Source organism: Curtobacterium sp. BRD11 (assembly GCF_031844345.1).
In the GTDB taxonomy this organism is placed as follows: Bacteria; Actinomycetota; Actinomycetes; order Actinomycetales; family Microbacteriaceae; genus Curtobacterium.
Genome location: NZ_JAUZUZ010000006.1, coordinates 169,362 through 181,972 on the forward strand (window position 1 = coordinate 169,362; position 12,611 = coordinate 181,972).

General features: G+C 73.0%; 10 protein-coding genes. 3 read left to right on the top strand and 7 right to left on the bottom strand.

The annotated features are described in order from the left end of the window. Window positions 1-47: 47 nt before the first annotated feature. Window positions 48-2,612, bottom strand: coding sequence for a lamin tail domain-containing protein (locus Q9R28_RS14040; RefSeq protein ID WP_311206392.1), 2,565 nt, complete (start codon window positions 2,610-2,612; stop codon window positions 48-50). A gap of 160 nt (window positions 2,613-2,772) precedes the next feature. Here Q9R28_RS14040 and Q9R28_RS14045 point away from each other — a divergent pair, with 160 nt between their 5' ends. Next, window positions 2,773-3,201 carry a hypothetical protein gene (locus tag Q9R28_RS14045; RefSeq protein WP_209685343.1) on the top strand — a complete coding sequence of 143 codons (429 nt, stop codon included), beginning with the start codon at window positions 2,773-2,775 and terminating at the stop codon, window positions 3,199-3,201. Window positions 3,202-3,366: 165 nt separating this feature from the next. Here Q9R28_RS14045 and Q9R28_RS14050 read toward each other — a convergent pair whose 3' ends face one another. Further along, a complete protein-coding gene (locus Q9R28_RS14050; RefSeq protein ID WP_311206393.1) occupies window positions 3,367-4,617 on the bottom strand; it encodes an ROK family protein in 1,251 nt (416 codons plus the stop codon). A 98-nt stretch (window positions 4,618-4,715) separates the two neighbouring features. Between Q9R28_RS14050 and Q9R28_RS14055 the strand changes: the two genes are divergently transcribed. Both Q9R28_RS14055 and Q9R28_RS14060 read left to right on the top strand, forming a co-directional pair. Then, the gene (locus tag Q9R28_RS14055; protein ID WP_311206394.1) at window positions 4,716-5,171 is read left to right on the top strand and encodes a GNAT family N-acetyltransferase; all 456 of its coding nucleotides are present in this window, start codon (window positions 4,716-4,718) and stop codon (window positions 5,169-5,171) included. A 6-nt stretch (window positions 5,172-5,177) separates the two neighbouring features. Then, entirely contained in the window at window positions 5,178-5,558 is a 381-nt protein-coding gene (locus tag Q9R28_RS14060; protein ID WP_066656839.1) for an MGMT family protein, read from the top strand. 4 nt (window positions 5,559-5,562) lie between these two features. Here the strand turns inward: Q9R28_RS14060 and Q9R28_RS14065 are convergent, their stop codons facing one another. The 5 genes from Q9R28_RS14065 to purN all read right to left on the bottom strand — a co-directional run bounded on the left by Q9R28_RS14065 (window position 5,563) and on the right by purN (window position 12,607). Beyond that, entirely contained in the window at window positions 5,563-5,985 is a 423-nt protein-coding gene (locus Q9R28_RS14065) for a DUF805 domain-containing protein (RefSeq protein WP_311206395.1), read from the bottom strand. 31 nt (window positions 5,986-6,016) lie between these two features. After that, window positions 6,017-7,939 carry an ABC transporter ATP-binding protein gene (locus Q9R28_RS14070; protein WP_311206396.1) on the bottom strand — a complete coding sequence of 641 codons (1,923 nt, stop codon included), beginning with the start codon at window positions 7,937-7,939 and terminating at the stop codon, window positions 6,017-6,019. Next, window positions 7,936-9,759 carry an ABC transporter ATP-binding protein gene (locus Q9R28_RS14075; protein ID WP_066656843.1) on the bottom strand — a complete coding sequence of 608 codons (1,824 nt, stop codon included), beginning with the start codon at window positions 9,757-9,759 and terminating at the stop codon, window positions 7,936-7,938. Before Q9R28_RS14075 ends, Q9R28_RS14070 begins: the two co-directional genes overlap by 4 nt. Window positions 9,760-10,358: 599 nt before the next feature. Further along, entirely contained in the window at window positions 10,359-12,017 is a 1,659-nt protein-coding gene (gene purH / locus Q9R28_RS14080) for a bifunctional phosphoribosylaminoimidazolecarboxamide formyltransferase/IMP cyclohydrolase (RefSeq protein WP_311206397.1), read from the bottom strand. Further along, window positions 12,014-12,607 (bottom strand): phosphoribosylglycinamide formyltransferase, encoded by a 594-nt coding sequence (gene purN / locus Q9R28_RS14085; RefSeq protein WP_251155224.1) that lies wholly within the window; start codon window positions 12,605-12,607, stop codon window positions 12,014-12,016. Before purN ends, purH begins: the two co-directional genes overlap by 4 nt. Between the last annotated feature and the right edge of the window lie 4 nt (window positions 12,608-12,611).

The window sequence follows — 12,611 nt, forward strand, 5'->3', positions numbered from 1 at the left end:
CCCGCCGTCCGGTGGGACGACGGGGGCGTCGGTCGGGTCGTGCAGCGTCAGGCCGGCGAGCCGACCGTCCGACGACGGCGCGCCACGAGGACACCCGCACCGGCTGCCAGGAGCAGGAGCGCCGCGGCGATCCCACCGCCCAGCTCGGCACCGGTGAACGCGAGCGACCCCGTCGCGGGGTCGATCGTGATCCCGGTCCACCCGAGCACCGTGCCGTCGAACGCGGCCACCGCGATGCGGTGCTGCCCTGCCGGGACGTCGGTGGGGACGGCCACCGTCACCGTGCCGTCCGCGGCGACGACCGGCGTCCCGAGGAGTCGTGGCTCGGAGAACAGCCAGACCGCGACGCGCTCCCCGGCGTACCGCGTCCCGACGTCGATCGTCAGCGAGCTGCCCGCACGGACGTTCGACGGCGCGGAGACCGAGCCACGGTTCCCGTCGACGAGCGCCGAGACGCCCGGCGCGACCGGAGCCGCGGGTGCCGCCGGACCCGGAGCCGTCGGGCCAGGAGCCGTCGGGCCAGGAGTCGTCGGGACCGGGGCCGGGCTGCTGCCACCCGCGCCCGGAGCCGGGGTGCTGCCGCCGCCGTCACCCGGCGCGGGCGTCTCCCCGCCACCGGGCGCAGGCGCCTGCCCGTCACCCGGCGCAGGCGCCTCCCCGTCACCCGGCGCAGGAATCCCGCCATCGCCGTCACCCGGCTCCTCCACCGCGTCGCACGGGTACGTCCCGGTGCGCAGCGAAGCGCCGTTCGTGTCGTTGTCGTCGGCGTAGAAGGTCGCCCGAGCACCGTCCACGCAGCGCCCCGAGATCGCGAAGCCCTCGTTGGCGAGCGTCCGGTCGGCGTTCGCCGGGGCCTCGTACAGCGTCGCGAGCGTGAACGCCCCGTCCTGCACGTCGAACAGCGCGGTGCGGCCGGAGCACGCCTCGTCGCACACGACCCAGAGCGCGTCGAGCGTCGGGTCGAACTGCACCTCGGCCACGAGCGAGAACGGCGCCGCGATCGTGGCCACGCGCTGGGACGAGCCGTCGTCCATCAGCGCGTAGGCGTACACGCTCGCCGTGCCCTCGACGCCGACGAGGAAGAGTCCCTCGCCGTGCCCCGGGTACGCGGCGGGCGCGTAGGTCGCACCGGTGTGCTGGTCGACGAACCCGCGGGACGTCAGCCACGCGTCGGGCACCCAGGTCACGCCCTCGAGCCCGGCGTTCGCGCCCAGGCCCGGGAAGTCCGCGGCGAGGTCCCACTCGTCCGTGGCGCGCAGGACCGACTCGGAGCCGTCCGTGGTCGCGAAGCGCAGCACGGCGGGGCGGCTCACCTTCGACACGTCGTTGTCGCGCTCGGTCGACACGTACACCGCGCCGGGGTCGTCGGCCGTGACGGTGACGCCCTCGGCGTCGGGCGTCCCGGTGCCGTCGGCGTACCGCAGGTCGACGCCCGCGGTGTTCGTCGGCGCCCAGCCGCCCCGGCCGTCCGGGACGAGGTGGTACAGCAGCCCGTCCCCGTTCTGCACGGCCCAGAGCTGCCCGTCCTGCGAGGAGGCGGAGGACGTCCAGTCGAGGCCGCTCAGGTCACCGGTGAAGGTGTCCTCGGCGTCCAGGACGGTCTCGTCCGGGCCGCCGGGCCACGCCTCGGCGGTGACGACGCCGGCGAAGCGGTTCGTCGAGCCCTTCGTCGGCTCGGCCGTCTCGGCGAACGCGCCGGTGCCGTCGGGGTTCCGGCCGTACGTGGTCGCGGCGTGCGCGGTCCACGAGTACTCGTCGACCAGGACGCCGCGGGCGTCCGAGAGCCGCACACGGTCGGCCTTCCCGAGCCCGAAGCCGAACCCGGCCCCGGCCCCGGTCCCGGTCCCGGTCCCGGCCCCCGGAGCGGTACCGGAGTCCGCACCGGCCTGCGCCTCGTCGAGCACGGTGAACCCGCCCGGCGCGACGGTGGTGCCGGCGGGGACCGTCCAGGCGTGGTCGTCCTCGCTGTCCCGCAGCACGTACCCGCCGAGGTCGACCGTGGTCGTCCCGACGTTCGTCAGCTCCACCCAGTCACCCGGGGTGCCGCCCTGCGACTCGACCTCGTTGATGCGGACGGGCGACGAGCAGTCGTTCGGTCCGCCCTTCGTCGACGCGGTCGTGTCCACGAGCGTGCCGGAGCCGTCCGGGCAGCTGCCGTACGTCACGGCGGCGTGCGTCGTCCACGCGTACCGCAGCGTCAGCGTGCCGGAGGCGTCGTACAGCCGCACCGAGTCGGCACCGCCGAGCCCGAAGTCGAAGCCCGACCGGGTGGTGGTCTCCTGGTCGACGACGAGGTACCCGCCGGCGGCGATCGTCGAGCCCTGCGGCAGCGTGTACGCCGTGTGCGACGAGTCGGAGTCGAGGAAGCGCCAGCCGCTCAGGTCGATCGCGGCGGACGAGGTGTTCACCAGCTCGACCCAGTCGGTGTCGTCGGCGTTCGACTCCACCTCGTTGATCGCGAGCCCGGCGGCGGGGCCGGTGGTGACGCGGGCGCCGACGGTCGGGTCGTCGTCACCGACCGCGGCGACGGCGGGGGTCGCGGTCAGCACGCCGGCGGCGAGGGCGATGCCCGTCGCGAGGCCGGCACCGAGCCGCAGGGCGGGGGTGTGCATGCAGGATCCTTCTCGGGGAGGTCAGGGGGACCTGCACGACTGTTCAGCATCCCGGCGTCCGGCCGGTGGCTGCCGGGTGAACGACCGGTGCCGCGTCCTCCCAGCAGGCGTCAGGAGGATGGGAGCGACCACGCGAGCGCGTTCGGTCGGAGAGGGAACCGTGACGGACGACACCAGCAACACCGCACTGCAGTCGATGATCGAGCGTGCCGGGCAGATCACCGCCGAGGAGGCCGAGGCGCTCGACGTCGTCTGGAAGGCCGACGAGCAGATCGTGGTGCCGGAGGCGAGCGCCTCGCTCGCGATCCAGGGCGGCGCCGACGGCCGGATGGTGACGAACGCCGACCTGCTGGCCGCGTGGAAGCACGCACTCGACGCCGCCGGCGAGGCCGGTCGCGTCGACGAGATCGAGGCGGCGCAGGAGGCCGGCAAGGCCGTCAAGCACGGCGGTGCACACCTCCGCGACCGCGCCGGGGCCGAGGAAGCGGTCCGCTCGGCGGTCCTCGCCACCGGCGTCCGCGACCTCCTGACGGACGAGGAGTACGACACGCTCACGGCGGCGTGGCGGAGGGTGCTCGGCGCGGCCTGACGGCCCATCGTCGGACGGGAGGCGCGGGGCGGACCGTCACCGTGCCTCCCGGTCGACGGACGACCGGACGGGAGGCGCGGGGCGGGCCCGACCGGGGCCTCCCGTCCGGCACGCGGTCACCGGCGGGTCGTCGGCCAGCCGCTCCTGTCGACCCGCGTCGACGGGTCAGCGGCGGATGAGCAGCGCGCTCGCGCGCGGTGACAGCGCCGCGTCGAGCACGAGGCACGCGGCGCCGACGGCCGCCACGTCCGCACCCCGCCCGCTGTCCACGACCGCGATCGGGTGCTTCGGGACGAGCAGCGGCGACCCCGTGATCGCGGCCCGCGCCGCCGGCAGGGCGACCGGGGCGATGCGCGACCAGAACGGTCCACCGAAGACCACGCGGTCGACGTCGAGCAGGTTGACGATGACCACGACGGCCCGGCCCATGACGGTCCCGGCGTCCGCCGCGAGTCCCGAGGCGACCTCGTCGCCGGACGCGATCGCCTCGCCGAGGGAGTCCCAGGCCCGCTGCACGGCGGTGACGTCGTCCGCCCGAGCAGCGCCGGGCAGCCGGAGCCCGCGTCCGCGCGCGACCTCGACCAGCCGTGCCGGGGCGACCGCGGCCCCGACCTCACCCCGCGGACCGGAGCCGTCGGGGGTCCCGGCGAGCGCCCCCTGGTCGACCATGATGTGCCCGGCGTCGCCCGCGTTCGAGCCGGTACCGCGGACGGGTTCGTGGTCGACGACGAGCCCGACGCCGAAGCCCGTGCCGAAGTAGACGAAGGCGAAGTTCCGCGCCGAGGACTCCCCCGCCAGGAACATCTCGCCGACGACCGCCGCGGTGACGTCCTTCTCGAGCAGCACCGGGAAGCCGGTCGCCTCGGCGAGCGCGTCGCGCAGCGGCACGTCCCGCCAGCGGGGCAGGAACGGCGGGTCGAGCACGACGCCGGCGTCGACGTCGATCGGCCCGGGGCTCGCGATGCCGACGCCGAGCACGCTCTCCGCTGCGACACCGGCGTCCGCGACGAGGCCGTCGACGGCGGTCGCGATGGTCCGGACGACCTCGGCGGGGTCGTCCGCGGAGGGCGTCGACGTGGTGGTCTCGGCGACCACGCTGCCGGCGAGGTCGAGGAGCACGTACGTCACGACCGCGGGGTCGACGTGCACACCGACCGCGTACCGACTCGTCGCCTCGAGCCGCAGGATCGTCCGGGGCTTCCCACGGCCGGCGACCACGGTGCCGGACTCGACGATCATGCCGGCCTCGATCAGGAAGCGCGTGACGTTCGACACCGTCTGGGCGCTCAGGCCCGTGCTCGCGGCGAGCTCCACACGGCTCAGCCCGTCGGGCGAGCGGCGGACGGCGTCGAGCACGACGGTGCGGTTGAAGCCGCCGATCGACGGCAGGTTCGCCCCGCGCCGATGCTCCGCCATGCCGCGACCCTACCGCCGCCCGTGCGCACGCAACGGTGCTGCAACGCTTCGCACGTCGTCCTGGCACCCGGACGGGGTGCACCGCTACCCTGAGCGGCATGACGGACCTCCGCCTCGAAGCCCTCTCCGCGTCGACCGCCGCCGCGGCCAACTCGCTGACGCTCAAGCCCGGGCAGGAGCAGTTCGTCCAGCCGACGACGTACGGCGTCGCCGAGTCCGACGTGAAGCCGAGCTCGGCGTGGACCCGCGTGGTGCTCAACGGGGACCGCGTGGTCGGGATGATCATCGGCACCTTCGACGAGGACAACAACGAGGAAGAGCTCCGCAGCGCGATCTGGCGCGTCAACGTCGCCGCCGACGCGCAGGGCCGCGGTGTCGGCCGCTTCGCGGTGCACGGTCTCGCGGACGAGGCCCGGAGCCGCGGGTTCGAGCGGCTCACGGTCGTGTACGAGCCGGGCGGCCACGGCGGCCCCGAGGCGTTCTTCCGCGCCCTCGGGTTCGAGGTCGTGCGTGAGACGCAGTACGGCGACCACTACGCCGTCCTCGCGCTCTGACCGGGCGTGGACGGAGCCGAGTCCGGACCCGAGCCGGACTCCGGGGCCGAGCCGGACTTCGGGGCCGCCGTCGCCGAGGTGGTCCGGCTGATCCCGGCGGGACACGTCATGACGTACGGCGACGTCGCCGCCGTCCTCGGGTCGCGGGCCGCTCGCGCCGTCGGCACGGTGATGGCCCGCGAGGGTGCCGATCTGCCGTGGTGGCGCGTGGTGCGCGCCGGCGGACTGCCGCCCGTCCGGCACGAGGCGCGGGCCCTCGAGCACTACCGTGCCGAGGGCACGCCGCTCGTTGAGCGGTCGTCGGCTGCGTCGGGCTCGTCGGCCTGGAGGATCGACGTGCGTCGGGCGCGCTGGTCACCCGCCACGGACGCCGACGACCCGTTCTGAGCGCTCAGTCGAAGCGCGAGCCCTTCGGGTTCGGCGGCAGCAGGAACATCACCAGCAGCACGAGCGAGCCGATGCCGACGACCACGTGCAGGAACTGCCAGAAGCCGGACAGGTTCGCGTCGTGCAGCCGACGGGCACCGAGGGCGAGCGACCCGATCAGTGTGGCCAGGCCCCAGAGCACGAACAGGTACGAGCCGACCGGGTTCTCGAGCACCGGGGTCCCGGGCGTGAACACCTGCGGGACGAGCTGGAGCACGAGCCCGATCACGAACGACGTCAGCCACCACCACCAGGACTCCGCGCGCGAGGCCCGTCCGGTGAACACGGTGTACTTCCGCCAGAACCGTCGGACCGCCTCGGCGAAGGGTGCCCCGTAGAAGGGGTCGCGCAGGGCGACGCCGCCGGGCTGCACGCTGTCGTTGCTCATGGAGTCAGCAAACCACGTGCAGCCCGGTCCGTCAGACGAGCGAGTCCCGCCAGGCGGCGTGCAGCTGGGCGAACCGCCCGGTCCCCGCGATCAGGTCGTCCGGCGTGCCGTCCTCGACGATCCGCCCGTACTCCATCACGAGCACCCGGTGGGCGATCGCGACGGTCGACAGGCGGTGCGCGATGATCACGGCGGTGCGGTCCGCGAGCAGGGTCTCGAGGCCCTCCTGCACGAGCCGCTCGGACGGGATGTCCAGCGACGCCGTGGCCTCGTCGAGGATGAGCACCTTCGGGTCGGCGATGAACGCCCGGGCGAACGACAGGAGCTGCCGCTGCCCGGCCGACACCCGGCCACCGCGCTTGTTCACGTCGGTGTCGTACCCGTCGGGCAGGGCCTCGATGAACGCGTCCGCCCCGACCGCCTCCGCCGCGCGCACGATCTCGTCCCGCGTCGCCCCGGGCTTGCCGAGCGCGATGTTGTCCGCGACGGAGCCGGAGAACAGGTACGCCTCCTGCGTGACCATGACGATCGCGCGGCGCATGTCCTTCGGGTCGATGTCCCGCAGGTCCACGCCGTCGAGCCGCACGGAACCCTTCGACGGGTCGTAGAACCGCGCCATGAGCTTCGCGAGCGTCGACTTCCCGGCACCGGTCGACCCGACGAGCGCGATGGTCTGCCCCGCCGGGATGTGCAGGTCGAACTCGGGGAGCACGACCTTCTCCGCGTTGTACGCGAACTCGACGTCGTCGAAGTCCATCGCACCGGTGGCGTCCGGCAGCCGCACGGGCTTCGCGGGGTCGGGCACCGACGGGCGTTCCTCGAGGACGCCGGAGATCTTCTCCATCGCCGCCGAGGCCGACTGGTACCCGTTGTAGAACATCGCGAGTTCCTGGGCCGGGTCGAAGAACCGCTTGGCGTACAGCGCGACCGCGAGCAGCGCGCCGACCTCGAGCGAGCCCCCCACGATCCGGAAGCCGCCGACGATGACGACGGCCGCGAGCGTGGCGTTGCCGATGAGGACGAGCACGGGGTCGAACGTGCCGAACAGGTTGAAGACCTTCGTGTTCGCCACCCGGTAGTCCTCGACGTAGCCGCCGTACTCGTCGCGGTTGCGGGACTCCTTCCGGAACGCCTGCACCGCCCGGATGCCGGTCATGGTCTCGACGAAGTGCACGATGACGCGCGCCGAGGTCACACGGGTGGCCCGGAACAGGGTCTGCGAGTTCGTCTGGAACCAGCGGATCAGGAACCACAGCGGCACGAGCGACACCGCGAGCACGAGCCCGGAGGTCGGGTCGAGCAGCACGAGCGCGATGCCCGTGAACACCATGTAGAGCACGCCCTGGATGAGCTGGTTCAAGCCGGAGTCGAGCAGCTCGCGGATCGAGTCCAGGTCGCTCGTCTGGCGGGAGATGATCCGGCCGGACGTGTACGTCTCGTGGAACTCGAGCGACAGCCGCTGGGTGTGCAGGAACACGCGCTTCCGCAGGTCGAACAGGATCGCCTGGCTGATCCGCGCCGCGAGCACGGTGTACCAGGCGGTGAGGACCGCGCCGAGCACCGCGACGACGATGTACGTCGAAACGACGCCGAACGCCGGCACCCAGTCGTTCTCGTCCATCACCCGGGGCAGGGCGTTGTCGATGCCCCACGCGATGAGCGCGGGACCCGCGACGGTCCCCGCGGTGGAGACCACCACGACGACGCCGAGCAGCACGAGGCGTGCCTTCAGCGGAGCCGCGAGCGACCCGAGCAGGGCGAGGGAGCGACGCCGCAGGCGCTTGCTCTCCGCCTTGCTGAAGTCCTCGCGCTCCTCGCCGCGCACGCCGAGCGTGGTGACCGCGGCGGTGACGGGGCCGGCCGCCTTCGTGTCCGCGACGTCGTCGAGGACGGGATCGGGGCCTCCCGGCCCGGCTGCCGTGTCCACGGGCGGTACCTGGTCCTGCTGGCTCATGCCATCGCCTCCTCTCGGGCGGGTGCGTCGTCCTCGTCGAGCGAGGAGATGACGTAGCGGTAGTGCTCGTTGGTGGCCATCAGCTCCGAGTGGGTGCCGACGGCGGTGATGCGTCCGCCCTCCATGAGCGCCACCCGGTCGGCCAGCGTCACGGTCGAGGGGCGGTGGGCGACGATGAGCGACGTGGTGTCGGCCAGCACGCGGCGGAGCCCGGCCTCGACCCGCGCCTCGGTGTCGACGTCGAGCGCCGACAGCGGGTCGTCGAGCACCAGGACCGACGGCCGCGCGGCGATCGCGCGGGCGAGCGCCAGACGCTGCCGCTGGCCGCCGGAGAGCGACAGCCCCTCCTCGCCGACGCGGGTGTCGACACCCTCGGGCAGGTCGTCGACGAAGGACGCCTGCGCGATGTCGAGCGCCTCGCGCATGATGCGCTCGGCCTCGGCGCCCTCGAGGTCGGGCCGGCCGAGCAGCACGTTGTCGCGGACGCTCGTCGAGAACAGCGTGGCGTCCTCGAAGGCGACACCGACGTGCCGACGGAGGTCCGCGCGGGTGAGGTCGCGGACGTCGACGCCGTCGATCGTGATCGAGCCGCCGGTCACGTCGTACAGCCGCGGCACCAGGGACAGCAGCGTCGTCTTGCCGCTGCCGGTCAGGCCGACGAGCGCCATGGTCTCGCCCGGGTGCAGCTGCAGCTCGACGCCGTCCACCAGGTCCGGGTACTCGTCCGTCGCGTCCTGGTACCGGAAGTGCACGGCGTTGAACGACAGCGCACCGTGCGGCTCGTCGATGGTCCTCGGTGACGCCGGGTCCTGGATCGTGTTCTCGGAGTCCATGACCTCGAAGAACCGGTCGACCGCGGTCCGGGTGTCGAACGTCATCGACAGGAAGAACCCGATCGACTCGATCGGGAACCGCAGCACGGTCGCCGTCGCGAAGAACGCGAACAGCTGTCCGACCGTCAGCTCGCCCTGCGACGCCAGCCAGATGCCGGCGAGCAGGCACAGCGCGAACGCGACGTCCGGCACGAGCAGCAGCCACAGCCAGATGCTCGCGATGGCCTTCGCCTTCTCGATCTCGGTGCCGCGGAGCGCCTCGGCCTGCTCACTGAACTCGTCGAGCTTGAAGCGACCGCGGCCGAACGCCTTGAGCACGCGGATGCCGTGCACCGACTGCTCGACGCTCGTGGCGAGGTCGCCGACCTGGTCCTGGCTGCGCCGCGCGACGACGGAGTACTTCCGCTCGAACAGCAGGCCGTTGATCCACAGCGGGATCGACGCCACGAGGAAGATCAGTCCGAGCAGCCACCCGAAGGTGAAGAGCACGACGAAGCCGACCGCGATCGTGACGATGTTCACCACGAGCAGCACGACGCCGAACGCCAGCCATCGGCGGATGAGCGACAGGTCGGACACCGAACGGGACAGCAGCTGCCCGGACTCCCAGCGGTCGTGGAAGGCCACCGGCAGGTCCTGGAGCTTGGCGTAGAGCGCGTTGCGCATGCTCGTCTCGATGCGCGTCGACGGGCGCATCACGAGCCGTCGGCGGGATGCGATGAAGAAGGCCTCGAGGGCGCCGAGTGCGAGCACGCCGAGTCCGGCGGGCCAGATGAGCGCGGCGTCGCGCGAGGACAGCGGTCCGTCGACGAGCCACTGGAGCACGTACGGGATCACCAGGGCGACGAGCGAGGCGCCCATCGCCGCGGCCATGCCGCCGAACAGTCGCCAGCGGTACGGCCTGACGTAGGGCCAGATGCGCCCGATGGCGCGCAGGGTCGAGGGGCGGTCGGTGGAGGGGGTCGCCTGGTCGGGCGTTGTGGACATGCGGTTGCGTCCTCGTGCGTCGTGCGGCGTCCGCTCGGTCGGGTCGTCCGGCCCGCCGACGGGTCGCGTCGGTGGGTGGCGGTCCGGCCGGGAGGCGCGGCGTGGCAGTGCGGTGGTCGTCGGCCGGGCGCGTGGTCGCGCGCCGTCGCCGCCACTCGCGTGACGTCGACCGGGCCGGAGGGCACCGGGGACACGGGTCCCCGGGTTCTCAGCAGGTGGTCCGCGCTCGCCGACGGTGTCGTCGGGCGCGAGGCCGTGGGAGGGGCCTGGCTAGACGGCGGCCGCGCCCGGGTACCGGAGCGGCGGTGCCGTCCGGGTCCGGGGTCGCGGGGCGGGAGTGGTCCCCCCGAGGGACACGAGACCCGTCCGGGCAGCCGTCGCCACTGTTCCGGTCGTCGCGTCCATCGTCACTCCAGTCGTCGTCTTCGTCACCGTTGTGTCCGCGGGCACGGCCGATCCGGTTGCGATCGTCCGGTGCGGTGCGGAGCCTTACAGACTATTCACAGTCGCAGGTGTTGCGCAATGGTCTCGGCGTTGTTGGACGCCGTCGATCCGAGCGCGTGACGGTGTCCGGCGACCGGTGTTCGGTGTTCGGTGACTCAGTGGAAGAAGTGACGCTCGCCGGTGAAGTACATGGTCACGCCGGCCGCCTGCGCCGCCGCGATGACCTCGTCGTCACGGACGCTGCCGCCCGGCTGCGCGACGGCACGGACACCGGCGTCGAGCAGGACCTGCAGGCCGTCGGCGAACGGGAAGAACGCGTCCGACGCCGCGACGCTGCCACGGGCACGCTCCCCGGCGCGGTCCACCGCGAGGTGGCAGGAGTCCACCCGGTTGACCTGACCCATACCGACGCCGACGCTCGCGCCCTGGTCGGCGAGCAGGATGGCGTTCGACTTCACGGCGCGGCTGGCCTTCCACGCGAACGCCAGGTCGGCGAGGGTCGCGGCGTCGGCGGGCTCGCCGGACACCAGCGTCCAGGTGGACTGGTCGAACGCGGTGAAGCGGTCGGCGTCCTGCACGAGGAAGCCGCCGGAGACCTGCTTGACCTCACGGGTCGCGAGCGCGAAGTCCGACGGCAGCGTGAGGAGCCGGATGTTCTTCTTCTGCGAGAGGATCTCGAGCGCCTCGGGGTCGAAGGCCGGGGCCACGACGACCTCGGTGAAGATGTCGCGCACGGTCTCGGCCATCTGCTTCGTGACCGGGCGGTTCGCGGCGATGACCCCGCCGAAGGCCGACAGCGGGTCGCAGGCGTGCGCGGCGGCGTGCGCCGAGGCGATCGGGTCGACCGCGTCGGCCGGGGCGGTGGCGATGCCGCACGGGTTGGCGTGCTTGATGATCGCGACGGCGGGGGTGTCGAAGTCGTACGCGGCCCGGACGGCGGCGTCGGCGTCGACGTAGTTGTTGTACGACATCTCCTTGCCGTGCAGCTGCGTCGCCTGGGCGATGCCCGCTCCGCCGGAGGTCGTGTAGAGCGCGGCGGCCTGGTGCGCGTTCTCGCCGTAGCGGAGCGTCGCGGTCAGCCCGGCCTCGAGCCGGAGCGTCTCGTCGAACGAGCCGGGCGTCTCGAGGTCGCCTGTCACCGTGGGAGCGGCGGCCTGGGCGGCGACGTGTGCCGCGTCCTGCCCGACGACGTCGGTCGCGAAGTACGACGCGACGGCGGCGTCGTAGGACGCCGTGTGGGCGAAGGCCTGGGCGGCGAGGCGCTTCCGGAGTTCGAGCGTGGTGCCCCCGGCGCGGACGGCCTCGACGACCTCGGCGTAGGACGACGGCGACACGACGATCGCGACGTTCGGGTGGTTCTTCGCCGAGGCGCGGACCATCGCCGGTCCGCCGATGTCGACGTTCTCCACCACGGTCGCGGCCTCGGCACCCGAGGCGACGGTCTCGACGAAGGGGTACAGGTTGACGACGACGAGCTCGAACGCCGCGATGCCGAGCTCGGCGAGCTGCTGCTCGTGCGACTCGAGGCGCAGGTCGGCGAGGAGCCCCGCGTGCACGGCAGGGTGCAGGGTCTTGACGCGGCCGTCCAGCGACTCCGGGAACCCGGTCACGCTCGACACGTCGGTGACGGCGTACCCGGCGTCGCGGATCGTCTGCGCCGTGCTGCCCGTCGAGACGAGCTCCACGCCCGCGTCGGCCAGGGCGCCGGCGAGCTCGAGCAGGCCGGACTTGTCGCTCACCGAGATGAGCGCGCGCCGCACGGGGACGACGTCGCGGTGGCGGTAGAGGCTGGGGTCGGCGGCGTGCACGCTCATGCGCTCGGGGTGCCCTTCAGGTCGGTGGTGCCGTTGGCGATGTCGAGGATGGTCTGGATGAGCAGGCGGCGCTCGACCGGCTTGATGCGGTCGTGCAGCGTCGACTCGGAGTCGTCCGGCAGCACCGGGATCCGCTCCTGCGCCAGGATCGGGCCGGTGTCCACGCCGTCGTCGACCTGGATCACGCTGGCGCCGGTCTGCTCGACGCCGGCGGCCAGGGCGTCACGGACCCCGTGTGCGCCGGGGAACTCGGGCAGGTACGCGGGGTGGGTGTTGATGATCGCGGGGGCGAACTCGGACACGACGGCGTGCGGGAGCAGGCGCATCAGGCCGGAGAGCACGAGGAGGTCCGGCGACCACGGCCGGATCTGGGCGGCGAGCTCGGCGCCCCACTCGTCGCGCGAGGCGAAGCGGGAGAACGGCACCGAGAAGGTCGGGACCCCGAACTCCTCGCCCAGCGCCAGGCCCTCGGCATCGCGGTCCGCCCCGATCGCGACCACGCGGGCGGGGTACTCGGCGTCGGTCGTCGCCTCGAGCAGGGCTCGGAGGTTCGAGCCGGTACCGGAGATCAGGACGACCAGTTCGAGCACGGTG

Excerpts from the sequence above, each read along its gene's own strand:
- Q9R28_RS14040 (WP_311206392.1), bottom strand. The coding sequence starts at position 2,612 with ATGCACACCCCCGCCCTGCGGCTCGGTGCCGGCCTCGCGACGGGCATC.
- Q9R28_RS14050 (WP_311206393.1), bottom strand. The coding sequence starts at position 4,617 with ATGGCGGAGCATCGGCGCGGGGCGAACCTGCCGTCGATCGGCGGCTTC.
- Q9R28_RS14055 (WP_311206394.1), top strand. The coding sequence starts at position 4,716 with ATGACGGACCTCCGCCTCGAAGCCCTCTCCGCGTCGACCGCCGCCGCG.
- Q9R28_RS14065 (WP_311206395.1), bottom strand. The coding sequence starts at position 5,985 with ATGAGCAACGACAGCGTGCAGCCCGGCGGCGTCGCCCTGCGCGACCCC.
- Q9R28_RS14070 (WP_311206396.1), bottom strand. The coding sequence starts at position 7,939 with ATGAGCCAGCAGGACCAGGTACCGCCCGTGGACACGGCAGCCGGGCCG.
- Q9R28_RS14075 (WP_066656843.1), bottom strand. The coding sequence starts at position 9,759 with ATGTCCACAACGCCCGACCAGGCGACCCCCTCCACCGACCGCCCCTCG.
- purH (WP_311206397.1), bottom strand. The coding sequence starts at position 12,017 with ATGAGCGTGCACGCCGCCGACCCCAGCCTCTACCGCCACCGCGACGTC.